Raw genomic sequence first — 24345 nt, 5'->3', positions numbered from 1 at the left:
CCAGCTCGACATTTGTCGAGCACTAGAGCGTCAAGTGTCGCCTGCTGTTGGTACGCTTTCCAGATGCTGCAGGACGTGGAACAGATCGTTGAACGCGTTGCCTTGAAGCTGGGCCGCGGACTGTCCTTGGAAGATCTCGACGGCGTTCTTCTCGCCTATAGCTCCAACCAGTCCCACGCCGACCGCGTTCGCGTGAACTTCCTCCTCAGCAAGCGGGTCCCCGGCGACGTCAGCGCCTGGCAACTCGCTCATGGCATCGCCACGGCCGTGCGACCCGTCGTAGTTCCTGCCAACGACGAACTCGGCATGCTGGGCCGCGTCTGCGTGCCACTTTTGGTCCGCGGTTTCCGCGTGGGGTACTTGTGGGTGCAGCTGGACCTTGAAGAACAGAGTGCGACGGCGATACTCGCCGAACTGCCCGGCGTGCGGGACGAGCTGGACCTGTTGGCGGGCTTGCTCCTTGATTCCAATACGGCCGAATCGGAGTTCCGGCGAAGGCGTGAGCAGGAGTTTCTGTCAGCCTGCGGCGGCGAATCGAACGCGGTGGCCGCCGTCGCGGGTTGGAAGGAAATCCAAGGGCGCGGTCCGTGGCAGTTGGTCACCATACTCGACCCGGATGGTGCGAGGTCCGACGTCGATCCTATTGCCGCTACCCTGACGCATCGATCAGCGGCGCTGCAGTCCACTATCGGCGTCAACGCCGCCTTGTTCAGCGCCGGAACGGAGACGCATTCGGTGGTCCTGTTCCGCGAGTCGGGCGGCCGGGCAGACCATGCCCAGGTGCTGGTGCATTATCAACTGGAGCTTGCGAAGCGCGCTGGCCGCAAGGTGGAAAGGGTGATCCTGGGCATCAGTGAACCCTTCCAAGTCATCCGGCAGCTATCGGGCGCTTACCGTCAGTCGAAGGTTGCTGCGCAGGCGGCCGCCGTGGATCTCCCGCTAGGTGAGCTCGTGGACAGCCGGACCGTTGGTGTCTATCAACTTTTCGATCGTCTGGTGGCACCCGGCGGCTGGGATGACACAGGATCGGTGCATTTTGAGGCCCTTGAGGACCAGGACAAAAACGGCGAACTCCTGCCTGTCCTGGAACTGCTCTATGACAATGACGGCTCGGTGCAGGACGTCGCCGCCAAACTTCACCTCCACCGGAGCAGCATCTATAACCGGCTCGGCCGGATCCGCCAACTCATCGGTGCTGATCCGTTGAGTGGCGCGATCCGGCTCGAGTTACATGCGGCCCTGAAGGCGCGGCGCTGGGCCGGGCGGCCGCGGATCTGAGCCTACGAGCGCCGCAAACGCTGGCAGCTCCAACGTCCCATCCGGCGACGGAAAGCGGCAGTCCGGCTGCTGCTGCAGTACCGGCTATGCCACCCCGCGTGAGTGGAGGTACGGGGCAGGCGGGTGCTCAACCGAGGACCTTCTGGGCTGCGTCCAGGATGTCTTGAAGCGCAGATTCGCTGGGCTGGGGGGCCGAGGCGGCCTGCGGCTTGCTCGGCCGGGGCTTAGAGGTCGAGGTTGCAGTTTCCGTTGGTGTGGGCGTCGGCGTCGGTGTTGGTGTGACCGTCGGGGTCGGTGAGGTTGTGGGCGTCGGAGTAGTGGGCGGTGTGGTGACCGTGTCCGACGGCACCTCGCTCGGCGCGGGAGCTGGCTGGGTGGGGGCTGGGCTTGTCACCCCAGGGACGGCCGGGACTGAGGAGGGGACAGTCGATGGAACCCAAACCGGGTTGGCAAGGGACACCTTCGGGGTCGGAGCCGGCGACGACGACCCGGCCGCGGGTGCCTCGGCTAATGTCGCGGGCTGGCCGGCTTCCGAGGACGCTGTGGCAAGTGACGAGGCTGCTGGCGACGACGCTGATGGTGCGGAAGCCGTGGAATACGAGGCACTGGGCGCAGGGGCCGCGGAGCCCGAATTCCTGTCGGCACCGCTGGCTTCATGCGTAGGAGTTTCCTGGCCGAAGAACGGAAGCTCAAGGGCTTGCCCCAAGGTCCCGGCCGTCAGCACTAGTCCAAGCGCACCTGCAACCACGGCCATGCGCTGGCTCATGTGCTTGACCGACGCTGCTTTCCGAAGGGCGGCGTGGGGTTCGCGGCCGAAGGAGGAGGTGGACCCCAGGCTGGGCCTGGCCGCAGAGGGTGCGTCAGAGGGTGCGGCAGCCTGCCGGCGAACATCCTTGCGGCTTGCCAGTGCTGCCGACGCCGTTGCCGCGGCAGCAAGCTGCGCCGGAGACTTACCCCGAGGTGACTCGGTTTGCAGGGACTCGGTGCGGGGCGAGTCGTTGCTCGGTGACCCGGCGGCTTCGGGGGTGCTCGCGGATTCTTCGCGGGCAGGCACTACTGGAATGGCCGTCGTGGCAGGTTCCGGCGTTGAAGCCTGAACCACTGGAATTGCTGCGGTTGCGGGCTCCTGGGCGCTCAGCTCCTGAGGATCCGGCTCCACGCCAGCAGGGGGTGCGCTGGCCGGGGTCACAATAGGGATCGCCGCGGTAGGGGGTCCCGGTGTGGTCGACCTCCGAGCCGCTGGCTGCACCGTAGGTATCGCGGCAGTCATGGGTTCCGCCTGCTCGGACGGTTCGGGCGACGGCTGTGGGGCCGAGGCCTCAGGGGAAATCACGGCAAGGGCTGCACGCTCCCGCTCGGCTGCACGAATTTCCGCACGAGTGGCAGGCGCCACCGTGGTGGGCATGGCCGCAGTGGCGGGTTCCGGCGTCGTGCCTGTGTTAACCGTGCCTGTTACAGCAGCGTCAGTGTTAGTCGCGCCAGTGTCATCTGGGTTTCCGGTGGGGAATCCGCTGGGTTGGGCCCGACGGCGTCCGGTTGGCTTGGTGCGCTCGCCTTCAGTGTTGGCGCGGCGCGGCTGATCCATGGTTGGGGACATGGTGGTTGCCTCTCAACGCCTTCGAGGTTAGCTGTCGGGTTCGGACGAGGCCGTCCGGCCGCCTAAGCGGCTTCACCCCGAGGACTTGGATACCAAGCCCGGGAACTGTGGGTCCCCCGCCTCTGCCGCGGGTCTGGCGGATCCCGGATTGCGGCAGAGCTCGGCGTCAATCCGGAAGCGGCCCAGCGGAGATACGGGTCGCCCTACGACGGTACATGAGCCGGAAAGTAAAGTCACATTAATGTAACGGGCGGTAGGCCTGCCCAACCGAGGGGTTTCTATGACTTAGGCTTCGGTGCCGGTGCGGGAGCCGGCAACTCATGCTGGATCTTCTGGATCTGCACGGCTTGATGAGTTTCCGGGCGGAAGACTTCGTCCACGACTCCAAGGATCCCGCCGGTGGCTCCACGCCGGACTTTGCCCTGGCTGCTCCGGCGCGATGACCAGGACCAAACGCCGGCCAGCAGGGCCGGGAATCCGAGCACTGCCGCCAACACGAGCAAGATATCCATGGCCTAACACTAGCTTCGTGGTGCACCGACAGGTAGACATTGTCTATGGACCTGCCTGTGATGCCACCCGTCTCGCCCATGCTCGCCAAATCCGTTCCGACCATCCCCGATGTTGGGCACTACGAACCCAAATGGGACGGATTCCGGACCATCGTCTTCAAGGATGGTGACGAGATCATCCTGGGCAGCCGCAACGAGAAGCCAATGACCCGCTACTTCCCCGAAGTGGTGGAGGCTCTCAGGAAGAACCTGCCGGACAAGTGCGTCATCGACGGCGAGATCGTCCTGATCGAGGGCAAGAGGCTCGAATTCGAGGTACTCCAGCAAAGGATCCATCCCGCCGACAGCCGCGTGAGGATGCTCGCCGAGAAGACTCCGGCTTCCATGATTGCGTTCGACATCCTGGCGCTGGGCGACGAGAACCTCATGGACAAGCCGTTCTCCGAGCGCCGCGCCATCCTGGAGCGTGCGCTCGCCAAGGCCGAGCCGCCTGTCCATGTGACCCCGGCAGTGACGGATCTCGAGCGGGCGCAGGAATGGTTCGTGCAGTTGGAAGGCGCGGGACTGGACGGGGTGCTCTCCAAGCCGTTGACCGGGGCCTATCAACCCAACAAGCGCGTGATGTTCAAAACCAAACACGAGCGCACGGCGGATTGTGTGGTGGCCGGTTTCCGCTGGCACAAGACCGCGAAGGTTGTTGGCTCGATGCTGCTGGGCCTCCACGATGACACTGGCCGCCTGCATCACGTGGGAGTGGTGGCATCGTTCCCCATGGCCCGGAGGGAGGCCCTGGTGGCCGAGCTTGAGCCGTATCAAGTCGAACTCAGCGAGCACCCCTGGGGTGAGTGGGCCAACCAGGACGAAGCGGCCGGGGGTTCACGCATGCCCGGCGCCCAGAGTCGGTGGAGCGGGGGCAAGGATTTCTCGTTCGTGCCCCTGCGCCCCGAACTCGTGATCGAAGTGAAGTACGACTACATGGAAGGCGGCAGGTTCCGGCACACCACGCAGTTCCGTAGGTGGCGGCCGGACAGGACCCCCGTGAGCTGCACGTACTCGCAACTGGAGGAGCCCGCTGAATACGATCTCGGGGAGATCCTGCAGCTGCCGCACAGCTAGGACGTTGCCAACCCGCTGCTATGTCGCTGGGTACCAACGGAGCCGCGGGTTGGCGACTGTGTTACTCCTCGTGGCCTTGATCGCTGCTCATGCTGCCCTCGGCCGGCGGGGTTTCTCCCGGAGGGACTCCGCCGCCAGGCTCCAAGCCGGTGACGTTGCCGTCGAGGGGGTCGGGGTTGGCGGATGCGGCGGGATCCTCGTCCTCATCCTGGCGCATGTCGGGATCCTCGTGGATGCTGTCGGCATCGGACGTAGTGTCAAGCGGCCCTGTGGCGCCGGTGGCGCCGAAGCCCTGGGTTTCCTCATTCGAGTCTTTGTCGGTCACGATCAGCCCTTTCGTAAGCAAACTTACTAATGTGCTTGCTCCGCCAGCCTAACCGCGACCAGCTAAGCCAACAAGGTGAGCCGACAAACCGAGCCCGTTACCAACCCAACACGGGACGCTCAACTCGTGCGCCGGCGTCGTGCGTCAGGGGTCAACGGTGAGGCGTCGTGGCGGTGACAAAGCTCCGGATGGCATCCGCCACAGCCTTGGGGCGCATGTGCTGCGCCACGTGCCCGACCCCCGGAATTTCCACCAAACGCCCCTGCGCGACCGTCCTTGATAGCCGCAACGCCCAGTCCGGTCCTGCCACATGGTCGCGGCTTCCCCTCAGAATCAGTACCGGCACGTGGACGCCGGCGAGCCGTTTCTCCGTGGGGTAACTCATCATGACGGGAAGCTCAGTGAGGTACCAGCGCGGGCCGCAGCGGAAGTAGTCCGAGATGACGATCCAGTTGGATGACGGGCTCTCACGGAGCAGTCCGTCCATGAAGAGTGCCAGGGACTGGCGGCGAACGTTCTTGTGCCGGGAATCCACCACCGGCCCCATCAGCACCAACTGCCTGATCTGATCCGGGGCATGCAAGGCCGCCTCGATGGCAAACTGCACGCCCATCGAGTGGCCCACCAACACATAGGAATCGATGCCGCAGCTTTTGAGCGCCTCAGCAATGAAAGCGCCGTAATCCTCCACGGACAGCTGGCGGCCGGGCTTGGGTGTGCCGCCAAAACCAGGCAGGTCCAACGCATAGGCAGGCGCGTTCGCGGCCAGGACCCCATGCAGCCGTGCCAAATACCGATGCGACACGCCAATGCCGTGAATCAAGATGTATGCCGGCTCATTCCGGGGCTCTGCGCCCAGCTCCGGCCGCGGCGTGCCCTCGGTCCAGAGAATCCGCCCGGTCAGGCCCATCACCTCGACGTCGGCGGACAGAAGTGTTGCCGCCTTGGAGCGCGCCTTGCCCAGCGCGTTCACGCGTTTTCCAAGCGCTGCAGGAACACGGGAGCCCCTGGCCCGCTCACTTCGTGGGCTCCGATGGGCCGACCGGAGACGGCCAACAGCAGGGCCAGGGCGGAGCCTTCAACCGCCGGACCGTTGCCATGGCGGAATGACGTGTCAGTGGCTACCAAGCGCCAGCCCTCAGCGATTTCCTTGCCGCCACCCATTTTGGTGGTGGTCTTCACTTGGTAGCTAAGGGCGGTGGCCACGTGCTCGGCGGGGTAGTCGCGATGGATCCCCAAAGGGCGCCGGATATCCTCTCCGTGGACGAACGCCTCAACCAATCGGGTAGCCAAGCTCGCCGGCGGGCCCGAGGTCCGCGAAAGCACCGCGCGCAGCCCGTTCAACGTCTGCGCAGGTTCTCGTGTCTTTTCGCGCTCCACACCCACGGCGTTATCACGGTCAAAGTCCATTCGGGAGGCAACCAGCCGGCGGATGAAGCTCAACCTCGTCGTCTTGGCGCTGTCGATTACATGAGCAAGGACGTCGTGCACGTTCCAACCGGCACACAGCGACGGCGTCTGCCATTGAGCTGCCGGAAGCGGCTCCAAATCCTGCAACAGGGCACGGCGTTCATGGTGCACCACAGGCCAGACGGTGGAAGGTTTACTTGAAGCCATACCGCTATTGAACAGCATGCTGGCGACTCGTGGTGGCTAGCCGTGGGAATCGGTGGACTCGTCAGCCCCTGCGCTCGCCTCGGCCTGCTGCCTCTTCTTCTGCGTTTCCAGCCAGGCCATGATGGCAGCCTGCCGGATCCGACGATGCGTTCCCCGGTACTCCACCGGGATCTCGCCTCGGTCGGTCATGTTGCGCAGATAGGTGTGAGAGATGCCCGCGAGCTCTGCGGCCTGCGATGTGGTGAGCATTTCCTCGACGCTGCCCACCGTCACTGTTTCGCCGCGGCTCAGTCTCGCGAGGAGATCGACGACGGCGTCCCTCGCCTGGGTCGGTAGGCGGTGGACCGTGCCATCCACGAACACGGTGATGTCGTTGCTGTCCTCAAGGGAGCGCGCCAGATTCCGGGCGTCATCGGCGGGGAGGCCAGCCGTGACGCGGGGAGCTATCAATGCCATGGCAGAAGCCTAGCCCTACAACGACGCTCGGAGCTCCGCGGCGTTGGCCAACTCTGCAGCCAACCCTTCACGTTCCACGGGGTTCAGGGCCAGGGAGTCCACGGAATCCAGGGCTTGCGCCGCGAACTCGAGGTTCCCGATGCGTAGCTGCAACTCAGCGAGATACACCAGCAGCGGTAGCTTTTCCACGTCCGGGGCATCCGCATGACGTGACAACCCGGCCTCAAGCACCGATATCGCTATGGCGTCATCCCCGCGGGCATCTCCTTGCCGCGTAGCGTTCATCAGTACTCTTTCCAGGCGGCTCTCCGAGCCCTGCCATCTTCCTCCGTTGCCCCCAGAGCGTAGATTCGTAGCCAATTCCCTCCCGGGTCCACAACGGTGAACCCGGCCGCTGTCCCCTGTTTCCTGCGGGGCCGAGTGATCCGGGGGATTCCGGAGATCGGCAACTTCCCGAAGGCAGCACGAAGTCCGGCGGCGAACTCGTCGTAAAGCACACCCGTATCCGGGACCAGCAGGATCGCGCTGCCCATGGAATTCTCCGGCGCGAAGGCTTCCAAGCCGAAAAAGTGGAGGTCGATCCCGCCCCTGTTGAAGCACACATACGGGTTCGGCCGGGCCTGCCGAAAGGTCAGTGTGAAGCCCAGCGCCTCGTAGAACGGCACGACGTCGTCCACGTTTTGGCACGGCAGGATAGGGATCACGTGCTCGTTCATAACCCGAACCTACCCCCAGCCGGCCCAGCGAGCTACCCGATTCGGGGGTTCCCTGCCGGCCATGCCGTGCGCACGGCATGGTGTGCAGGGAACCATCGAAACGGCCGCCCGGCAAGAACTACTCCGCGTCCAGGTCCGTCTCCAGCACCTTCACCAGTGCGTCCAGCGCAGCGTCTGCTCCGTCGCCCTCGGCCCGCAGCACCACAACGTCTCCCTTGGCGGCGCCGAGGGTCATGAGCGAAAGGATGCTGGCGGCGTCGAGCGCGTCATCGGCAGGTTCGCCTTGCATGGCAATGGTGACCTCCACCGGCTGCTCGCCGGCCGCCTCGGCGAACAAAGCGGCGGGGCGGGCGTGCAGGCCGGAGCGGCTGGCGATGGTGGCTGTGCGTTCGGGCATGGTTTCTCCTTCGACGGAAACAAACAGAGGTTAGAGGCCGAGTTCTTCGAGGACGGGCAGCTTGGCGCGAACCCAGTCGCGGGCTTCAAGGGCACTCGGCGCAGACAAAGCGAGCTGCGCGAGTTCCTGCGCCTGCTCAAGGGTGACGGTTTTCAGCACAGTCCCGACGGCGGCCAAGGAGCGCGCGGTCATGGACAGTGTGGTGACGCCCAGGCCGGTCAGTACGACGGCAAGCGCAGGGTCAGCTGCTGCCTCACCACAGACACCCACGGGCTTGGCAGTACCTTCGCGACCAGAGCTTTCCTGCTCCGCACCTTCGACGGTGAGCTGCACGAGCCGAAGCACGGCAGGCTGCCACGGAGTGTTGAGTTCGGCGAGGGGTCCAAGCTGGCGGTCGGCGGCCATGGCGTACTGGGTGAGGTCGTTGGTGCCCAAAGAGGCAAATCCGACTTCGCGCAGCACGGTGGCAGCGGTCAACGCAGCAGAGGGAACTTCCACCATGACACCCGGCGTCTGGATTCCGGCGGCGGCACACAGTGAGGCGAACCGTCCGGCTTCGGCGGCCGTGGAGATCATGGGGGCCATGACCCAAACGTCTGCCTCGGACTCCGAAGCTGCCCGGGCGATGGCCTCGAGCTGGCGCTCCAGGACGCCTGGTGTGGTGAAATCGGTGCGGTAACCGCGGACACCCAGTGCAGGGTTGGGCTCGGTGGCATCCGTGAGGAAGGGGAGCGGCTTGTCGGCGCCCGCGTCAAGGGTGCGGAGGACCACCTTCTTGCCCGGGAACGCGTCGAAGACGGCTTTGTAGGCTGCGGCTTGCTCATCCACGGAGGGTTCGGTGTCCCGCTCCAGGAAGCAGAACTCCGTGCGGAACAGGCCCACTCCCTGGGCACCCAAAGCGGCAGCTGCCACGGCGTCCTTGGCTCCACCGACGTTGGCGAGGAGCGGCACCAAGTGGCCGTCCGCCGTCGTGCCGTTTCCGTCGAATTCGGCGAGGGTGGCGGAGGTTTCCGCCCAGGCCGTAGCGGCCGCACGGTGCTCGTCGGTGGGCGAAACGGCAATGAAGCCAGCCGCGCCGTCCACGTACACTTCGGTTCCATCCGCGATGTCGTCAACACCATGGGCTGCAACCACGGCGGGCAGGCCGAGCGAACGCGCAATGATGGCAGTGTGGGACTGCGGGCCGCCGCCTGAGGTCACCAGCGCCTGCACCACCGCGGGATTCAGTGTTGCGGTGTCGGCGGGAGCGAGGTCCTCGGCCACCAGGATGAAGGGCGTGTCGGAGGCAGGAATGCCGGGAGCGGGGACGCCGCGAAGTTCGGCCACGATGCGGGCGCGGACATCCAGGACGTCGGTGGCACGCTCGGCCATGTAGCCGCCCAGGTTGTGCAGCATTTCGGAGACGGACGCACCGGCTTCCCAGATGGCCCTCTCTGCAGAGGAGCCGGCGTTGATGAGCTTGCTCGCGGATTTCAGGAGCATGGTGTCTTTGGCCATGAGGGCTGTGGCTTCGAGGACGGCCTTGCCGTCGCCGGAAGCGCTGTCCGCACGTCCCTTGAGTTCGTCATGGACGGCTTGCGCAGCCGCTTTCAAGCCCGCGACGGCGTCTTCCGGGCTCACGTCCGCAGCCAATCGATCTCCCGACGGCGGCTCACTCACCGGCTTGGGCATCTGGCGGACGGAACCAATGATGCGGCCAGGGCTTACCCCTACTCCTTGGAAATTCTGCACTGAATCCTCTGTTCCTGCTTGTTGGTTCAGGCCCTCCGGCGACGGCACCGGGAGCCTCGAAAACTAGCCTACAAAATTCCTTTGTGAGCCACTTCATATAGCAACGCTATAGGTGCTAGGGTAGCGGTTATGAGTTTCGATGACCAGCTTCCGCCTAAAATTCGGTTGCTTCGCGCAGCTGCCGAATTGCTGGCGAATTCGGAGGGGTCAGCAGTCTCGACGCGCCAGATCACCAAGCTTGCCGGGGTTACGGCGCCAACGCTCTACCACCACTTTGGCGACAAAGAAGGCCTGTTCGACGCCGTCGTATCAGCCGGATTTGAAGAGTATGTGGCGGGGGAGCGGGATTTTGCACCGTCCGGGGAGCCCTTGGAAGACGTCCGGCGAATGTGGGATAACCACGTTCAGTTCGGGCTGAGCCAACCCCATCTTTACCTGGTCATGTTCGGCAACATCAGGCCGGAGAGTCGCCCGGCAATCGTGGCCGATGCTGAAGCGCTTCTGGAGGAGATGCTGAACAAGGCCGCCATCGCCGGCCAGATCAACGTGCCGCCCCGGGAAGCAGCGCGGAGCATCCTTGCGGCCAACGTGGGCGTCACGCTCATGCTGATCGCTGAACCGGTGGAGGAACGTAATCTCGAGCTCTCAACCATGACCCGGGATTCCATGATTTTTGCCGTCTCCACGGACACCGCCCGTGGCGCCGCAGCGGAGGACTCCGGTAAGTCCTCGGTAGTTGTTGCGGCAATCGCCCTGAATGCGGCACTGCAGGCCTCGCATTCGGACCAACTTTCCAGCTCTGAACTGAAGCTCTTCCTTGAATGGCTTCACCGCATTTCCAGCAGCTCCTAAGGCTGCGCTCTCTCGATCTATATCGACTGACCCCGCGCCGCCGCGGGACACACGTTAGGAATTCACATGGCAACAGAGACAGTTGCGAAGCCCCGCACCAGCGTGCGCGTTGGTGTCCAAAAGTTCGGAACATTCCTGTCCGGCATGATCATGCCCAACATCGGCGCCTTCATCGCCTGGGGCCTTATCACGGCCCTGTTCATCGAGAAGGGCTGGATTCCAGTTGCGGAACTGGGTGGTTTCGGCACGAACGCCGAGGGTGATCCCAACGTGGGCATTGTCGGTCCAATGGTCACGTACCTCCTTCCGATCCTGATCGCCTACACAGGCGGCCGGATGGTTTACGACGTCCGGGGCGGCGTGGTCGGTGCTATCGCGACCATGGGCGTCATCGCGGGTACTGACGCGCCGATGTTCATCGGGGCAATGATCATGGGCCCGCTGGGTGCCTGGACCATGAAGAAGATCGATGCCCTGTGGGACGGCAAGATCCGCCCCGGTTTCGAGATGCTGGTCAACAACTTCTCCGCAGGCATCTGGGGCGCGTTGTTGGCTTTGGGCGGTTTCTACGGCCTTTCCTGGGTAGTCCAGCGCTTCACTGATGGCGCCGGTGCCGTTGTGGGGTTCCTGGTCAACAACGGACTGCTCCCGCTGACCAGCATTTTCATCGAGCCGGCCAAGGTCCTCTTCCTCAACAACGCCATCAACCACGGCGTGCTCACTCCACTTGGCATCCAGCAGTCGCTGGAACAGGGCAAGTCCATCCTGTTCCTGCTCGAAGCCAACCCCGGTCCCGGTATGGGCATCCTGCTGGCCTACATGTTCTTCGGCCGCGGCGCCGCGAAGGCTTCGGCTCCCGGTGCTGCGATCATCCACTTCCTCGGTGGTATCCACGAGATCTACTTCCCGTATGTCCTGATGAAGCCCATCCTGATCCTCGCTGCCATTGGTGGTGGCATGACGGGCATCGCGACCCTGGCCATCACCAATTCCGGCCTGGTTGCTCCTGCCGCGCCGGGTTCCATCATCGCGGTGCTGGCCCAGACGTCACGTGACAGCTACGTTGGTGTGATTCTTGCCGTCATCCTGGCCACGGCCGTGTCCTTCCTCATTGCCGCAGTCATCCTTCGCACGTCCAAGAACAAGGGTGAGGACGACCTCTCCGCAGCCACATCCCGCATGGAGGCCATGAAGGGCAAGAAGAGCTCCTTCTCCTCGGCACTGACCGGTAACAACGCTGGCGCCCAGGCCGGTACCGTCCTCACTCGCCCCGTCCAGAACATCGTGTTCGCTTGCGACGCCGGGATGGGTTCCAGTGCCATGGGTGCCTCGGTCCTGCGCAATAAGATCAAGGCCGCCGGCTTCCCGGAGGTCAAGGTCACTAACTCGGCCGTCGCCAACCTCAACGACAGCTACGACGTTGTGGTCACGCACCAGGACCTGACCGAACGCGCCCAGCCGCGGACGGCCAGCGCAGTTCACTACTCGGTGGACAACTTCATGAACAGCCCCAAGTACGACGACATTGTTGAACTGGTTCGGAGCAGCAACAGTGAAGGCGCTGCAGCTGAAACAGGCACGACGGCGGAATCCACCGCCGGAGCCCAGCCCACCGCCGCCGCCACTTCAGTAGCCGCCGGCCACGGTGCGCATGTCGCCGAGCCGGTTGCCGCCGTCGACGGTCAAGCCGCCGAAGGTAAAGGTGTCCTGCTCCGCGAAAGCGTGGTCCTGAACGGAACGGCAACGGACCGTGACGCAGCGATCGACGAAGCGGGCAAGCTCCTGCTGGATCGCGGCGCCGTTGATGTCAGCTACGTCCATGCCATGCACGAGCGCGAGGAATCCGTGTCCACGTACATGGGCAGCTTCCTGGCCATCCCGCACGGCACCAACGATGCCAAGGAACACATCAACCACTCGGCGGTGTCCATCATCCGTTACCCGGAGGGCATCGACTGGGGCGGCAAGCAAGTGAAGTTCGTGGTCGGCGTGGCTGGCCTCAACAATGAGCACCTCCACATCCTGTCCTCGATTGCGAAGATCTTCACCAGCAAGGCGCAGGTGGCCCAGCTGGAGGAAGCGACCACGGTTGATGAAGTTTTGGAGCTGTTCGGAAAGGTCAACGCATAGTGAAGGCAGTTCATTTTGGGGCAGGCAACATCGGACGTGGCTTCGTGGGGCTGCTGCTTCACGAGGCCGGCTATGAGGTGGTGTTCGCGGATGTTGCGGACGCGCTGATCAGCCAGCTCGCCTCGGCAAGCAGCTACGACGTCCACGAGGTGGGCGAGAACCCGGCGGTCAAGACCGTTAGCGGCTTCCGTGCCTTCAATTCCGCTTCGCAGGAAGCCGCTGTTGTGGAGGAAATCTCGACGGCGGATGTGCTCACCACTGCTGTGGGGCCGCACATCCTGAAGTTCGTGGCACCGGTGATCGCCCGCGGGCTGGCCGCCCGGCCCGCGGACTTGCCACCCCTTCAGGTCATGGCCTGCGAGAACGCCATCAACGCCACGGATCTCCTCCACACGGAGATCCGGGCGGCTTGGGACGACTCCGCCGGCGACCTGGACACCGTCGCGGTTTTTGCCAACACCGCAGTGGACCGCATTGTCCCTAACCAAGCACCGGGCCAGGGCCTGGACGTCACGGTGGAGACGTTCTACGAGTGGGTCATCGACCGTACGCCATTCGGCGGCAACGCGCCGAACATCCCCGGAGCCACCTTCGTGGATGAGCTGGGACCGTACATCGAACGCAAGCTGTTCACGGTAAACACCGGTCACGCGTCGGCGGCGTATTTCGGTTACCAGGCCGGGCTGGCGAAGATCTCCGATGCCATGGCGGATCCGTCTGTTGCCGCGAAGGTCCGGGCGGTGCTGGAGGAAACCAAGGAACTGCTGGTGGCCAAGCACGGGTTCGTTGAGGCCGAGCAGGAGGCCTATGTGCAGAAGATCCTGTCCCGTTTCACCAACCCGCACCTGTCGGACACCGTGAATCGAGTGGGCCGCGCGCCCTTGCGGAAGCTCAGCCGACACGAGCGGTTCATCGGTCCTGCCGCGGAGTTGGCCGAGCGTGGCGTGACGCCGGTGGCCCTGCTCGAGGCGATGTCCGCGGCCCTCCGTTTCGACGACGGCAACGACGATGAAGCCGTGGAGCTCGCCAACATGCTGACCGACTTGGACCCGGCTGCCGCCGTCGAGCGCATCACGGAACTTACGCCGTCGCACCCGCTGTTCCCGGCCGTCCAAAAGCTCGTGGAGGATCGTCAGGCCGAAGCGTAAGCGCCACCCGAAAGTAACAAAGGCTCTCCGGCGGGAGAAAAACAAGTGAGTTCCGTCACTTTTGACCGCTGGAGAGCCTTTCGGTTTTGAAGTTAGCCTCACCTTACTAATAGAGTCAAAAAGCAATTAGGCAACACATCTATGACTTATTAGTGAGTGGAGTACTGGCGTGAAAAAGAGGCTGTCGAGCTACATTGGGGCACTGGCTGCAGGCGCAGCCTTGCTGACCGTTACGGCGTGTGGCGGCGGGGCCACCGCATCCTCGCAGACCGAGGAAGCCGGCACCATCACCATCGAGCACGCCCAAGGCTCCACGGCCAACGTTCCTGTGAACCCGGCCAAGGTTGTCACGTTCGACCTCGGCGTCCTGGACACCATGAACGCGCTCGGGGTCGAGCCCACCGGTGTTCCCGAAGCAAGCTACCCGGAAGCGCTCAAGAAGTTCTCCGAGGCCAAGTACACCAAAGTGGGCTCGCTCAAGGAGCCGGACTTCGAGGCCGTCAGCTCCGCCGCGCCGGATCTCATCATCGTCTCCGGCCGCACCGCCGGCGCCTATGAGGAATTGAGCAAGATCGCACCTACCATCGACCTCTCAGTGGATGCCGCCAAGCCCATGGAAAGCTTCAAGGCACAGACGGAGAAGCTCGGCAAGATCTTCAAGAGAGAAGACGAGGTCGCCTCCAAGCTCGCAGAGGTGGACAAGACCGTTGCGGACACCAAGACCAAGGCGGCCTCGGCTGGCAAGGGCCTGATCGTCCTCACCTCCGGCGGCGAAGTTACCGCATACGGCGCTGGCTCCCGCTTCGGCATCATCCACGACGTCCTGGGCGTCCCCACCGCTGCCGACGTCAAGTCGGAGGGCTCTCACGGCGAGGCTGTTTCCTTTGAATACATCAAGGAGACCAACCCGGACATCCTCTACGTCATCAACCGCGACACCGCGATCGGCGCCGCAGGCTCCACCGCCAACCCGATCCTGGACAACGAGCTCGTGAAGTCCACCAACGCGGCCAAGAACAACAAGATCGTCAACCTGGATCCCGCCGGCTGGTACATCGTTGGCTACGGCTTGAACAACGTTCAGGCCATGGTCACGGCAGTGGCCGATTCTGTCGCTTGATACTGCCTCACCTGAAATCCTGACGTGACAACTACAGCCGTGCGCCCCACGGCGCCAGCAAGCCGCAACCGGACTGGCGAGACCGCCCGCCTGGTTGCGGCTGCTGCCGTTGTGCTGGTGATCGCGGTCGGAAGTATCTTCGTTGGGGTCAGTGATGTCTCGCTGACCGCGTTGTTGGCTAACGACGCCGGTGCTTGGGAAATCTTCTGGGTATCCCGGGTGCCGCGCACCTTGGCCGTGGTCCTGGCCGGGATGGCCGTCGCCGTTGCCGGGCTGATCATGCAGCTCATGGCCCGGAACCGCTTTGTCGAGCCGTCCACCGTGGGCACCGTTGAGTCAGCGACGCTCGGGATCCTGGTGGTCACAGTGCTTGCTCCGGACTCTCCGATTCTCACCAAGATGCTGGTGGCTTCTGTGTTCGCCGTGCTGGGCACGGCGCTCTTCCTGGCCATTCTCCGTAGACTGCCCGCCCGTAACACCCTGCTGATTCCGCTGGTCGGCATCATGCTGGGCGGCATCATTGCTGCCGTCACCACGTTCTTTGCCTACCGCTTCGATCTCCTCCAGACCCTAAGTAACTGGATGATCGGCGACTTCTCCGGCGTGCTCCGTGGACGGTATGAACTGCTGTGGATCGTGGCTGTGCTGGTACTGGTGGGCCTGTTTGCTGCCGACCGGTTCACCGTGGCCGGCATGGGGCAGGATTTCACCACCAACCTTGGCCTGAACTACGCCCGGACCATGCGGCTCGGCCTGGTGATCGTCTCGTTGATTTCGGCTGTTGTGGTCACCACCGTGGGGGCCGTGCCCTTCCTCGGCCTGGTGGTTCCCAACATCGTTTCCCTGCTGTTCGGAGACAACCTCCGCCGTGCGGTTCCTTGGACAGCCCTTTTTGGAGCGGCGTTCGTGCTGGTCTGCGACATTATCGGCCGGACCATCCGCTTCCCTTACGAGGTTCCCGTGGGCATGGTCATGTCCGTCTTGGGCGCCATCCTCTTCCTCTTCCTGCTTTTGAGGAAACGCAATGCCTGAAACACTCCTGGTCACACCCCGCCTCTCCGCCCGCACCCGCATGCGCGACGCCATCCGAAGTACCCCGCCGGGACTGGTGATCGCCGTTTTGGCGATTGCCGCCGTCGTGCTCGTTGCCGTTTTCCTGACGATCGACCTCAAAGGCAACATCGCCTACATCCTGCCGCGGCGGGCCATCAAGGTGTCAGCGATGCTGCTGGTGGCTGTGGCGGTGGGTGTTTCCACGCTGCTCTTCCAGACCGTGACGGCCAACCGGATCCTGACGCCTTCCATCATGGGCTTCGATTCCCTGTACATCCTGGTGCAGACCGCCCTGGCGTTCGTTGCCGGTGCCGCGACGCTGGCGACCGCTCCTTCCACGCTCAAGTTCGGGCTGGAGATCCTGCTGATGTTGGGGTTCAGCGCATTCCTGTACCGGTGGATGTTCACCGGTGACACGCGATCGCTGCACCTGCTGTTGCTCGTGGGAATCGTGCTCGGTACCTTGTTCCGTGGTTTCTCCTCGCTCCTGCAGCGGCTGATGGAACCGAGCGAATTCATCATCCTGCAGGACCTGTTCTTTGCCAGTTTCAACAACGTGGATCCAGGGTTGCTGGGGGTTTCCGCTGTGCTGATTGCCCTTGTGTGCATTGGTGTGTGGCGCATGCGGCACACTTTGGACGTGCTGGCGCTGGGCCGTGAAGTGGCCATCAACGTGGGCGTCGATCACAAACGCGTGGTGATGGGGGTGCTGCTCGCGTGCTCGCTGCTGGTGGCGATTTCCACTGCTCTTGTGGGGCCGGTGACGTTCTTCGGGCTCTTGGTTGTCAGCCTCGGTTACCAGCTCTGCCGTGGATTCCGGCATGCGTGGCTGCTGCCGATCGTGGTCCTTATTGGTGCGATCGCACTGGTGGGCGGCCAGTTGTTACTGGAACGGGTGTTCGGTTTCGCCACTGCCTTGAGCGTCATCATCGAGTTCACGGGCGGCATCCTCTTCCTTTACCTGTTGTTGAAAGGCTCGCTGAAATGACCACTGTTATGACCGGGGTCCGTCCATGATTACCGTCCGCAACGTGACCAAGCGCTACGGCGGCACCACCGTGCTGGATGACGTGTCCTGCGATATTCCACGCGGCGGCATCACGTCCATCATCGGTCCCAACGGGGCCGGCAAGTCCACGCTGCTCTCACTGATTAGCCGACTGCAGCCCATGGACGCCGGGGGAGTGTCCGTTGCCGGCTTGGACGTCACCGCGACGCCCAGCAAGGAACTCGCCAAGACCATGGCCATCCTCCGGCAGGAAAACCACCTCACGATGCGGCTCACGGTCCGTGACCTCGTGGCATTCGGGCGCTTTCCGCACAGCGGCGGGCGGCCAACGGTTGAGGATCTTGAGCACGTTGACGAGGCCATCCGCCAGCTGGACCTCACCTCCATGGCTGACAAGTTCGTAGACGAGCTCTCCGGCGGACAGCGTCAGCGTGCCTACATCGCCATGGTCCTGGCCCAGGACACGGAATACCTGTTGCTGGACGAGCCGCTTAACAACCTGGACATGAAGCACTCCGTGGAAATGATGCGGCTGCTGCGGCGTTTGTCCGATGAGCTCGGAAAGACCATCGTGCTGGTGGTGCACGACATCAACTTTGCATCCTGCTACTCGGACACCATCCTGGCCATGAAAAATGGCCGCCTCATCCATCAGGGCACACCCGCGGACATCATGCGTGCGGGGATGTTGCACGACGTCTACGACATCGATATCCGCATAGAGGAGATCGACGGCAACCGCATTGGCGTGTACTTCGCCTGACGCTCCTGCCGACAGAAGAAAGCGCGACGTCGGCACCCAAGCCCGGGTGCCGACGTCGTAATTTCTGCTTGCTTCAGCGTTAGCGCGCTGCCGCGGCTTCAGCTTCGGACATTGCTTTCCACTCGGCCACGCGGGCCTGATGCAGGGGCGACTTGCGGACCACAGCGTAGGCAACGCCGAGGATGGCGAACCAGATGGGCGTCACCAGCAGCGCGGTGAGCGTATCCGGCTGCGTGGTCAGGGCCCACACGAGGAACGCGAAGAACGCGAACACCACCCACACCATGGGGATGCCGCCTGGCATCTTGAACGGCGAGGCCGCGTGCTGCTCGGGGCGGCGTTTACGGTAAACGAGGTAGCTGGCCAGGATGATCGACCAGACGAACATGAAGCAGACGGCGGACACGGTAGTCACCATGTCGAATGCCACGCCAACGTCCTTGCCCGCGTACAGAAGTGCGACGCCGGCCAGCAGCAGGACGCAGGAGAGGAACAGTGCGTTCTGGGGTACTTTGCGGCTGGAGAGGCGGCCGAAGAGCTTGGGTGCGTCGCCGTCGTGGGCCAGGCCGTAGACCATGCGGGACGTGGAGTAGATGCCTGAGTTGGCCGAGGACATGGCCGAGGTGAGCACCACCAGGTTGACTACTGTGGCGGCCATTCCAAGGCCGGCGAGCGAGAACATGGCGATGAACGGGCTCTGGCCTGCCTTGAATTCGGTCCACGGGGTGACGGACATGAGGATGATGAGGGCGCCTACGTAGAAGAGCATGACGCGCAGGGGAATGGCGTTGATGGCGCGGGGGAGGTTGTGCTCCGGGTTCTTCGTTTCAGCGGCGGCGGTGCCCACCAGTTCGATGCCCACGAACGCGAAGACGGCAATCTGGAAGCCGGCCACGAAGCCCATGAATTCCTTGGGGAAGAAGCCGCCGTGGCTCCAGAGGTTGGTGAAGCTCGCGGTGCCTGCGTTGGACTGGAAGCCGGTGAAGATCATCACCAGGCCCACCACTATCAGCGCCACAATGGCCACGATCTTGATGAGGGCGAACCAGAATTCGGTCTCGCCGAAGGCCTTCACGGTGGGCAGGTTCAGGAGCAGCAGGATGATGATGGTGGCGATACCCGGGATCCAGAGTTGGATTCCCGGCCACAGTTCGTTGGCGTAGCCCGCAATCGCAATGACGTCTGCCACGCCGGTGACTACCCAGCAGAACCAGTAGGTCCACCCGGTGAAGAAGCCTGCCCAGGGGCCCAGGAGATCGCCTGCGAAGTCGCTGAAGGACTTGTAGTTCAAGTTGGACAGCAGCAGCTGGCCCATGGCCCGCATGACGAAGAACAGCATGAATCCGATGATCATGTACACAAAGATCACGGAGGGGCCGGCGACGGAGATGGTTTTGCCGGAGCCCATGAAGAGGCCGGTTCCGATGGCGCCGCCGATGGCAAGGAGCTGGATGTGGCGGTTGCTGAGCGAGCGTGACAGGTGGGGCTCGCTGTCCCTGCTGGAGACGTGGAGCTTCCCCTGTGTTGTCTGATCGGACATCAGTTCAAGAACCCTTCGAAGGACCCGTCAAAATGGTGACGGCCGTTACAAATCTGTTCGATAAAGCTATAGCCAATGCCTGGCTCATGGCGAATCGGTCTGCATGGCGAAAGCTCCCGCCCTGGTTGGAGGGGGAGCTTAGGCCGTGATTAGCGCCGTAATTTGGCTGCGGCGGCTAGGCGATCTGGCGCTTGTAGGCAGCTGTGGCAAAGGCGTAAGAGACGATGAGGATCCCCAGGCACCAAGCCAGGGCCACCCAAATGTCGCCACCCACCGGGCGTTGGGCGAACAGGTCCTGGATGGTGTTCACGATTGACGTTACCGGCTGGTTTTCGGCGAACCAGCGGACCGGGCCGGGCATGGTCTCCGTCGGAACGAAGGCCGAGCTGACAAAGGGCAGGAAGATCAGCGGATAGGAGAACCCGCCGGCGCCATCCACCGATTTCGCTGAGAGGCCCGCGATGATCGCAATCCACGTGAGCGCCAAGGTGAAGAGTGCCAGGATGCCTGCGACGGCCAGCCAGTCCAGCACGTTGGCCGAAGTGCGGAAGCCCATGAGGAGTGCCACCAGGACGATGATCACCAGCGAGAGTCCGTTGGCCACCAGCGACGTCAGCACGTGCGCCCAGAGAACCGAAGAGCGTGCGATCGGCATCGACTGGAACCGCTCGAAGATGCCGCTCTGCATGTCCGTGAACAGCCGGACTGCCGTGTAAGCGATGCCGGAGGCGATCGCGATCAACATAATGCCCGGGAGCAGGTAGTTTACGTAGTTCTCGGTGTCGGTCCTGATGGCTCCGCCGAACACGTAGACGAACAGCAGCATCAGGGCGATCGGGGTGATCGCAGTGGTGATGATGGTGTCAACGCTCCGGAAGATGTGCCGCATGGAACGGCCCAGCAGGACGGAGGTGTCTGCGAAGAAATGGGTGTTCATGACCTGTCCTTTACTGACTCGTTGGTACCTGTTCCCACCAGGGCCAGGAAGATGTCCTCCAGGCTCGGCTGCTTCTCCACGTACTCCACCTTGGCCGGTGGCAGCAGCTGCTTGAGCTCGGAGAGGGTGCCATTGGCAATGATGCGTCCGGCGTGCAGGATGGCAATCCGGTCCGCGAGCTGCTCGGCTTCGTCCAGGTACTGCGTGGTGAGCAGGACCGTGGTTCCTTGCTTGGCGAGATTCTTGACAATCTGCCATACCTCCAGCCGGGCCTCCGGGTCGAGGCCGGTAGTGGGTTCGTCCAGGAAGATCACCTTCGGATTGCCGATCAGGCTCATGGCAATGTCCAGGCGCCGACGCATACCGCCGGAGTACGTCGCCACCTTTCGGGACCCTGCATCGGTGAGGCTGAACTGCGCCAGCAGCTCGTCCGCGATTCCGCCCGGGTTCTTTAAGTGACGCAGCTTGGCCACCAGGACCAGGTTCTCCTTGCCGGTCAGGACTTCATCCACGGCCGCGAACTGCCCGGTGAGGCTGATGGACTGTCTCACCCCAAGCGACTCGGAGGCGACGTCAAAGCCCTCGACGGCGGCATAGCCGGCATCCGCTTTGAGCAGTGTGGACAGGATCTTTACCATGGTGGTCTTGCCCGCTCCATTGGAGCCCAGCAAGGCAAAGATACTGCCGGAGGCTACCTCAAAGTCCACACCCCGGAGCACGTGGAGATCCTTGTAGGACTTCTCAATGCCCTCTACGCGGATTGATGCAGCGGTCATGATTCCGCCTCCTTCGCTTTATCGATTGCCTGGGTAAGGCGCTCGCGTTCCTTGTCGATCCAGCGCTTACCGCCGTAGGCCTGGGCGAAGCTCTCGGCGAATTCGATGGGATCTCCGCCCACGATTTCGCCCACGGGCGTACCGTCGATTGCGGCCCGTTCCCATAGGTCAGCCAGGTCGGTAAACATCTGCACCATGGTGTCGCCCTCAGTGACGCCGCCGTAGTACATCAGGTACCGGTTGAAGGCGGTGGCCACGGTCAGGTAGGGCTCAGGCAGGGCATTCATCCTTGCCTTGGCTTGCTTGTACTGCTTCTTCTGTTCGAGTGATCCGGTGACCAGTTCGATCCATTTCGCTGCCATGCTATTTTCCTTCCTTGCGGAGCTCTTCAATCCGTCCGGACAAGAAGCTCCATGTGTTCCAGAATTCGTTCAGTTCCTTTTCGCCCTGTGCATTGAGCGTGTACACCTTGCGAGGCGGCCCTTTTTCGGACGGACGCTTCTCAACGTCCACCAGTCCCTTTTGCTCGATCCTGACCAGCAGCGCATACACGGTGCCTTCAGCGATCTCAGTAAATCCCTGCTCCCGGAGCAGCGTGGTGATCTCGTATCCGTACGCTGCCTTCCCGGTCAGGAGGGCCAGAACGATGCCCTCCAATGTGCCTTTGAGCATCTCCGTCATTTGCTTGCCCATCGGACACCTCCCTCGCTACTCAGTATTACTAGCTACCACTACATAGTAGAACTAGGTACCGGTACTTAGCAATACTGAGTTCTGGGTTTGTTCTGTCGGATGGCAGGCTGGGGTGGTGACTACTCAATCCGGTGCCGTGCCCGCTTTCTTTACCGCCGCCGTCGAACGTGGAACCTTCACCCTCAGGCGTGCACGGAAAGACGACCTGCCGCGGATCCTCGCGTTACTGGCCGACGATCAGCTGGGCGCTACCCGCGAAAGTGCCGGCGATTTAGTGCCGTACGAGCGGGCTTTTGACGCGATCGACGCCGACCCCGCACACCTTCTGGTGGTGGGCGAACTCGACGGCGATGTTGTGGCTACCTTCCAGCTCAGCTACATCCCGGGCCTCTCGCGCAAGGGGTCCTGGCGGGCGCAGATCGAGGCGGTTAGGGTTTCTGAGGTGTTGCGGGGGCAGGGTGTGGGTGCGCTCATGATCCAGTGGGCTATTGACCAGGCCCGGGAGCGTGGCTGCTCGCTGGTGCAGCTCACCACGGATAAGTCCCGCGTTTCGGCTCATCGTTTCTATGAGCGGCTTGGCTTTGTCGCGAGCCACGAGGGCATGAAACTCACGCTGTAGGAGAGTGCCTTGTCCCTGTTTTCCACATAGGGAAATTCCCGCCTTACCGTGCCCCTGACCCCGCTGGAAGAGTTGGGCCATGGAGAAGATTCGGGAGAGGCAAGGCATTGACGCCGGTTCATTTGCCTCCGGGGTTGGGGAAAAAGCCGGAGAGCCCGCGCTCGGTGTCCCAGCCCTTATCAAACTGCTGAGGGACGTTAGCCTTGGTTCTTCCAGCGTTCAGCTGATTGATCAGCTGCGTGGGCTCGAAGACTTGAAGTGGGCCGTTACCGGCCTGCAGGCCCGTGCTGCGGTGGCGTTGGATCTTGCGCAACGGCGTGAGCAGACAGTTGCTGGTGTTCCCGCTTCGGAGCAGGGGCAAGGTGTCGCCGCTCAGCTTGCGTTGGCCCGGCGTGAATCGCCGAACCGCGGCTCCCGCCTCCTTGGACTCGCGAAGGCGTTGGTCACCGAGATGCCACGCACCCTGGCCGCGTTGGAATCGGGCCAGCTCAGTGAATGGCGGGCAAACTTACTCGTAAGAGAGACGGCTGGCCTTACCGCGGAAGATCGGTGCGCCGTGGACGAGGAACTTGCACCTGATGCGGGCACCTTCGAGGGCGCCGGTGACAAAGCAATCATCGCCGCCGCGAAAGCCGCCGCCTACCGGCGCGATCCCCGTTCCATTGCCCAGCGTGCCAGTCATGCCGCCACGGAGCGAACAGTCACCCTGCGCCCGGCGCCGGACGCTATGACTTACCTGACTGCACTGCTTCCTGTAGCCCAAGGAGTTGCCGTCTATGCCGCGCTGACCCGCAAGGCAGACTCTGCACGTTCCGTTGGGGACTCCCGGACCCGCGGACAAGTCATGGCAGATACCCTCGTCGAACGTATCACCGGCAGGCGTGGCGGGATCAGCGGTGTCGACCTGGAGGTCGTCATGACGGACCGCACGCTATTGCAGGGAGACGGCGAGCCGGCCCGGATCAAGGGCTACGGGATAGTCCCGGCGGCGTGGGCAAGAGGCCTTGTTGGCGCTGGAGGGGCTGCTGCGACGGGCGGTGGTCCGGCGCCAAAGCAGGACGAGGAGTTCGCCGTGTGGCTTCGCCGACTCTATACAGCGCCGTCCACGGGGGAACTCATCACCATGGACTCCAAGGCGCGACTCTTCCCGCCGAGGTTGAGGCGTTTTATCGAAGTCCGAGACGACACCTGCCGCACGCCCTACTGCGACGCGCCCATCAGGCATATCGATCACGTCGTCCCGTGGCGTTCAGGTGGCACCACAACCGTTGACAACAGCGCAGGACTCTGCGAAGTCTGCAATCAGACCAAGGAAAGCCCTGGCTGGACGGCGAAGCAGGTGGTCGAAGATGTCCACACGCTGGAAGTCGGCACGCCAACAGGGCATAGCTACCGATCGTCCGCACCGCCCCTGCCCGGGCATGTGCGCAGACCACCTTCACCAGTCGGGACTTGACTATTAGGTACCCTAACTATTAGGGTACCTAAATATGAGCTCTTTTGATCCGCGGCTACTTGATCTCGCACAGGAATTTCGTGAGTCACTGCGACTCGGCGTGTACATGTTCCGTCGTCTTGATCCTGAAGGTGACCTTACCGCCGCGCAACTCAGCCTGCTGTCCATGATTTCCGCCGGCGGTCTCCGCGTGGGCGATATCGCCAAGAACCTGGGCATTAAAGTCCCCAGCGCTACGGAGCAAATCATCAAGCTTGAGCGTGCAGGCCTGGTCACCCGCGAGCAGGATCCCGACGATTCGCGAGCTGTCCAAGTGGTCATCACCGAAGCCGGGACGGCCGCCGTCGCCTCTGCCAACCAGCGGCGCAACGCCATGGTGGCTGAGCTGCTGCAGGACCTCAGCCAAGACGAAATTGAACACCTCGCAGCGGCCTTGCCCGTGATCGCCAAGCTCAACAGCTCGTTCCAGAACTAAGAAAACCAGCACGACTAAGAAAAACCCGC

At 63.1% G+C, this 24345-nt stretch carries 27 protein-coding genes and 1 riboswitch; of the genes, 12 read left to right on the top strand and 15 right to left on the bottom strand.

What is annotated here, in order from left to right; translation table 11 throughout:
* Positions 1 to 63 precede the first annotated feature (63 nt).
* Entirely contained in the window at positions 64 to 1278 is a 1215-nt protein-coding gene (locus ACNAOT_RS21405) for a PucR family transcriptional regulator (protein WP_420179313.1), read from the top strand.
* 127 nt (positions 1279 to 1405) lie between these two features.
* Here ACNAOT_RS21405 and ACNAOT_RS21400 read toward each other — a convergent pair whose 3' ends face one another.
* Both ACNAOT_RS21400 and ACNAOT_RS21395 read right to left on the bottom strand, forming a co-directional pair.
* Positions 1406 to 2875 (bottom strand): hypothetical protein, encoded by a 1470-nt coding sequence (locus ACNAOT_RS21400; protein ID WP_420179312.1) that lies wholly within the window; start codon positions 2873 to 2875, stop codon positions 1406 to 1408.
* 2 nt (positions 2876 to 2877) lie between these two features.
* Positions 2878 to 3024, bottom strand: a riboswitch (cyclic di-AMP (ydaO/yuaA leader).
* A gap of 129 nt (positions 3025 to 3153) precedes the next feature.
* Positions 3154 to 3387 (bottom strand): hypothetical protein, encoded by a 234-nt coding sequence (locus ACNAOT_RS21395; RefSeq protein ID WP_420179311.1) that lies wholly within the window; start codon positions 3385 to 3387, stop codon positions 3154 to 3156.
* A gap of 45 nt (positions 3388 to 3432) precedes the next feature.
* On the opposite strand from ACNAOT_RS21395, the gene ACNAOT_RS21390 reads away from it, so the two are divergent.
* Positions 3433 to 4503, top strand: a complete 1071-nt coding sequence (locus ACNAOT_RS21390; protein WP_420179310.1) for an ATP-dependent DNA ligase — start codon at positions 3433 to 3435, stop codon at positions 4501 to 4503.
* Positions 4504 to 4564: 61 nt separating this feature from the next.
* On the opposite strand, the gene ACNAOT_RS21385 is transcribed toward ACNAOT_RS21390, so the two are convergent.
* The 8 genes from ACNAOT_RS21385 to ptsP all read right to left on the bottom strand — a co-directional run bounded on the left by ACNAOT_RS21385 (position 4565) and on the right by ptsP (position 9745).
* Complete coding sequence (locus ACNAOT_RS21385) at positions 4565 to 4828, bottom strand: DUF6480 family protein (RefSeq protein WP_420179309.1); 264 nt, start codon at positions 4826 to 4828, stop codon at positions 4565 to 4567.
* A gap of 151 nt (positions 4829 to 4979) precedes the next feature.
* Complete coding sequence (locus tag ACNAOT_RS21380) at positions 4980 to 5738, bottom strand: alpha/beta fold hydrolase (RefSeq protein WP_420181207.1); 759 nt, start codon at positions 5736 to 5738, stop codon at positions 4980 to 4982.
* A gap of 59 nt (positions 5739 to 5797) precedes the next feature.
* Positions 5798 to 6463 carry a maleylpyruvate isomerase family mycothiol-dependent enzyme gene (locus ACNAOT_RS21375; protein ID WP_420179308.1) on the bottom strand — a complete coding sequence of 222 codons (666 nt, stop codon included), beginning with the start codon at positions 6461 to 6463 and terminating at the stop codon, positions 5798 to 5800.
* Between the two features lie 18 nt (positions 6464 to 6481).
* Positions 6482 to 6901: a helix-turn-helix domain-containing protein gene (locus ACNAOT_RS21370; protein WP_091463703.1), complete on the bottom strand. Its 420-nt coding sequence runs from the start codon at positions 6899 to 6901 to the stop codon at positions 6482 to 6484.
* 15 nt (positions 6902 to 6916) lie between these two features.
* A complete protein-coding gene (locus ACNAOT_RS21365) occupies positions 6917 to 7186 on the bottom strand; it encodes a hypothetical protein (RefSeq protein ID WP_420179307.1) in 270 nt (89 codons plus the stop codon).
* Complete coding sequence (locus ACNAOT_RS21360) at positions 7186 to 7617, bottom strand: hypothetical protein (protein ID WP_420179306.1); 432 nt, start codon at positions 7615 to 7617, stop codon at positions 7186 to 7188. The genes ACNAOT_RS21365 and ACNAOT_RS21360 overlap by 1 nt, the downstream gene beginning before the upstream one ends.
* Before the next feature lie 118 nt (positions 7618 to 7735).
* Entirely contained in the window at positions 7736 to 8014 is a 279-nt protein-coding gene (locus ACNAOT_RS21355) for an HPr family phosphocarrier protein (RefSeq protein WP_420179305.1), read from the bottom strand.
* 30 nt (positions 8015 to 8044) lie between these two features.
* Positions 8045 to 9745, bottom strand: a complete 1701-nt coding sequence (gene ptsP / locus ACNAOT_RS21350; protein ID WP_364308405.1) for a phosphoenolpyruvate--protein phosphotransferase — start codon at positions 9743 to 9745, stop codon at positions 8045 to 8047.
* Between the two features lie 129 nt (positions 9746 to 9874).
* Between ptsP and ACNAOT_RS21345 the strand changes: the two genes are divergently transcribed.
* From ACNAOT_RS21345 to ACNAOT_RS21315, 7 genes are all read left to right on the top strand, one after another.
* Complete coding sequence (locus tag ACNAOT_RS21345) at positions 9875 to 10597, top strand: TetR/AcrR family transcriptional regulator (protein ID WP_017198635.1); 723 nt, start codon at positions 9875 to 9877, stop codon at positions 10595 to 10597.
* A 66-nt stretch (positions 10598 to 10663) separates the two neighbouring features.
* Positions 10664 to 12727, top strand: a complete 2064-nt coding sequence (locus ACNAOT_RS21340) for a PTS mannitol transporter subunit IICBA (protein ID WP_420179303.1) — start codon at positions 10664 to 10666, stop codon at positions 12725 to 12727.
* Complete coding sequence (locus ACNAOT_RS21335; protein WP_420179302.1) at positions 12727 to 13875, top strand: mannitol-1-phosphate 5-dehydrogenase; 1149 nt, start codon at positions 12727 to 12729, stop codon at positions 13873 to 13875. Before ACNAOT_RS21340 ends, ACNAOT_RS21335 begins: the two co-directional genes overlap by 1 nt.
* 169 nt (positions 13876 to 14044) lie before the next feature.
* Positions 14045 to 14995: a siderophore ABC transporter substrate-binding protein gene (locus tag ACNAOT_RS21330; RefSeq protein WP_420179301.1), complete on the top strand. Its 951-nt coding sequence runs from the start codon at positions 14045 to 14047 to the stop codon at positions 14993 to 14995.
* Between the two features lie 24 nt (positions 14996 to 15019).
* Positions 15020 to 16027, top strand: coding sequence for an ABC transporter permease (locus ACNAOT_RS21325; protein ID WP_420179300.1), 1008 nt, complete (start codon positions 15020 to 15022; stop codon positions 16025 to 16027).
* On the top strand, positions 16020 to 17036 hold the full coding sequence (locus ACNAOT_RS21320; RefSeq protein ID WP_420179298.1) for an iron chelate uptake ABC transporter family permease subunit: 1017 nt from the start codon (positions 16020 to 16022) through the stop codon (positions 17034 to 17036). Before ACNAOT_RS21325 ends, ACNAOT_RS21320 begins: the two co-directional genes overlap by 8 nt.
* Before the next feature lie 25 nt (positions 17037 to 17061).
* Positions 17062 to 17820, top strand: coding sequence for an ABC transporter ATP-binding protein (locus ACNAOT_RS21315; RefSeq protein ID WP_420179297.1), 759 nt, complete (start codon positions 17062 to 17064; stop codon positions 17818 to 17820).
* Positions 17821 to 17899: 79 nt separating this feature from the next.
* Here ACNAOT_RS21315 and cycA read toward each other — a convergent pair whose 3' ends face one another.
* From cycA to ACNAOT_RS21290, 5 genes are all read right to left on the bottom strand, one after another.
* Positions 17900 to 19360, bottom strand: coding sequence for a D-serine/D-alanine/glycine transporter (gene cycA, locus ACNAOT_RS21310; protein ID WP_420179296.1), 1461 nt, complete (start codon positions 19358 to 19360; stop codon positions 17900 to 17902).
* Between the two features lie 175 nt (positions 19361 to 19535).
* On the bottom strand, positions 19536 to 20297 hold the full coding sequence (locus tag ACNAOT_RS21305) for an ABC transporter permease (protein WP_420179295.1): 762 nt from the start codon (positions 20295 to 20297) through the stop codon (positions 19536 to 19538).
* Positions 20294 to 21073 carry an ABC transporter ATP-binding protein gene (locus ACNAOT_RS21300; RefSeq protein ID WP_420179294.1) on the bottom strand — a complete coding sequence of 260 codons (780 nt, stop codon included), beginning with the start codon at positions 21071 to 21073 and terminating at the stop codon, positions 20294 to 20296. Before ACNAOT_RS21300 ends, ACNAOT_RS21305 begins: the two co-directional genes overlap by 4 nt.
* Positions 21070 to 21435 (bottom strand): DUF1048 domain-containing protein, encoded by a 366-nt coding sequence (locus tag ACNAOT_RS21295; protein ID WP_420179293.1) that lies wholly within the window; start codon positions 21433 to 21435, stop codon positions 21070 to 21072. Before ACNAOT_RS21295 ends, ACNAOT_RS21300 begins: the two co-directional genes overlap by 4 nt.
* A 1-nt stretch (position 21436) precedes the next feature.
* Entirely contained in the window at positions 21437 to 21766 is a 330-nt protein-coding gene (locus ACNAOT_RS21290) for a PadR family transcriptional regulator (RefSeq protein WP_091463688.1), read from the bottom strand.
* A 112-nt stretch (positions 21767 to 21878) separates the two neighbouring features.
* Between ACNAOT_RS21290 and ACNAOT_RS21285 the strand changes: the two genes are divergently transcribed.
* The 3 genes from ACNAOT_RS21285 (at position 21879) to ACNAOT_RS21275 (ending at position 24316) form a co-directional block, all read left to right on the top strand.
* Entirely contained in the window at positions 21879 to 22385 is a 507-nt protein-coding gene (locus ACNAOT_RS21285) for a GNAT family N-acetyltransferase (protein WP_420179292.1), read from the top strand.
* A gap of 79 nt (positions 22386 to 22464) precedes the next feature.
* Complete coding sequence (locus ACNAOT_RS21280; RefSeq protein ID WP_420179291.1) at positions 22465 to 23841, top strand: HNH endonuclease; 1377 nt, start codon at positions 22465 to 22467, stop codon at positions 23839 to 23841.
* Positions 23842 to 23875: 34 nt separating this feature from the next.
* Positions 23876 to 24316 carry a MarR family winged helix-turn-helix transcriptional regulator gene (locus tag ACNAOT_RS21275; RefSeq protein ID WP_420179290.1) on the top strand — a complete coding sequence of 147 codons (441 nt, stop codon included), beginning with the start codon at positions 23876 to 23878 and terminating at the stop codon, positions 24314 to 24316.
* Positions 24317 to 24345 lie beyond the last annotated feature (29 nt).

It is taken from the genome of Paenarthrobacter sp. TA1.8, from assembly GCF_048595705.1.
Taxonomy (GTDB): domain Bacteria; phylum Actinomycetota; class Actinomycetes; order Actinomycetales; family Micrococcaceae; genus Arthrobacter; species Arthrobacter nitroguajacolicus.
The sequence above is the reverse complement of the archived record's forward strand: the minus strand, read 5'-3'. Positions and strand labels throughout refer to the sequence as shown.

What these genes read in the sequence shown, in the direction of transcription:
- cycA (WP_420179296.1), bottom strand. Translation starts at nt 19,360, where the DNA reads ATGTCCGATCAGACAACACAGGGGAAGCTCCACGTCTCCAGCAGGGAC.
- ACNAOT_RS21345 (WP_017198635.1), top strand. Translation starts at nt 9,875, where the DNA reads ATGAGTTTCGATGACCAGCTTCCGCCTAAAATTCGGTTGCTTCGCGCA.
- ACNAOT_RS21295 (WP_420179293.1), bottom strand. Translation starts at nt 21,435, where the DNA reads ATGGCAGCGAAATGGATCGAACTGGTCACCGGATCACTCGAACAGAAG.
- ACNAOT_RS21390 (WP_420179310.1), top strand. Translation starts at nt 3,433, where the DNA reads ATGGACCTGCCTGTGATGCCACCCGTCTCGCCCATGCTCGCCAAATCC.
- ACNAOT_RS21395 (WP_420179311.1), bottom strand. Translation starts at nt 3,387, where the DNA reads ATGGATATCTTGCTCGTGTTGGCGGCAGTGCTCGGATTCCCGGCCCTG.
- ACNAOT_RS21300 (WP_420179294.1), bottom strand. Translation starts at nt 21,073, where the DNA reads ATGACCGCTGCATCAATCCGCGTAGAGGGCATTGAGAAGTCCTACAAG.
- ACNAOT_RS21405 (WP_420179313.1), top strand. Translation starts at nt 64, where the DNA reads ATGCTGCAGGACGTGGAACAGATCGTTGAACGCGTTGCCTTGAAGCTG.
- ACNAOT_RS21370 (WP_091463703.1), bottom strand. Translation starts at nt 6,901, where the DNA reads ATGGCATTGATAGCTCCCCGCGTCACGGCTGGCCTCCCCGCCGATGAC.
- ACNAOT_RS21400 (WP_420179312.1), bottom strand. Translation starts at nt 2,875, where the DNA reads ATGTCCCCAACCATGGATCAGCCGCGCCGCGCCAACACTGAAGGCGAG.
- ACNAOT_RS21280 (WP_420179291.1), top strand. Translation starts at nt 22,465, where the DNA reads ATGGAGAAGATTCGGGAGAGGCAAGGCATTGACGCCGGTTCATTTGCC.
- ACNAOT_RS21315 (WP_420179297.1), top strand. Translation starts at nt 17,062, where the DNA reads ATGATTACCGTCCGCAACGTGACCAAGCGCTACGGCGGCACCACCGTG.
- ACNAOT_RS21290 (WP_091463688.1), bottom strand. Translation starts at nt 21,766, where the DNA reads ATGGGCAAGCAAATGACGGAGATGCTCAAAGGCACATTGGAGGGCATC.
- ACNAOT_RS21375 (WP_420179308.1), bottom strand. Translation starts at nt 6,463, where the DNA reads ATGCTGTTCAATAGCGGTATGGCTTCAAGTAAACCTTCCACCGTCTGG.
- ACNAOT_RS21360 (WP_420179306.1), bottom strand. Translation starts at nt 7,617, where the DNA reads ATGAACGAGCACGTGATCCCTATCCTGCCGTGCCAAAACGTGGACGAC.
- ACNAOT_RS21320 (WP_420179298.1), top strand. Translation starts at nt 16,020, where the DNA reads ATGCCTGAAACACTCCTGGTCACACCCCGCCTCTCCGCCCGCACCCGC.
- ACNAOT_RS21380 (WP_420181207.1), bottom strand. Translation starts at nt 5,738, where the DNA reads ATGGGCCTGACCGGGCGGATTCTCTGGACCGAGGGCACGCCGCGGCCG.
- ACNAOT_RS21355 (WP_420179305.1), bottom strand. Translation starts at nt 8,014, where the DNA reads ATGCCCGAACGCACAGCCACCATCGCCAGCCGCTCCGGCCTGCACGCC.
- ACNAOT_RS21365 (WP_420179307.1), bottom strand. Translation starts at nt 7,186, where the DNA reads ATGAACGCTACGCGGCAAGGAGATGCCCGCGGGGATGACGCCATAGCG.
- ACNAOT_RS21340 (WP_420179303.1), top strand. Translation starts at nt 10,664, where the DNA reads ATGGCAACAGAGACAGTTGCGAAGCCCCGCACCAGCGTGCGCGTTGGT.
- ACNAOT_RS21305 (WP_420179295.1), bottom strand. Translation starts at nt 20,297, where the DNA reads ATGAACACCCATTTCTTCGCAGACACCTCCGTCCTGCTGGGCCGTTCC.
- ACNAOT_RS21275 (WP_420179290.1), top strand. Translation starts at nt 23,876, where the DNA reads ATGAGCTCTTTTGATCCGCGGCTACTTGATCTCGCACAGGAATTTCGT.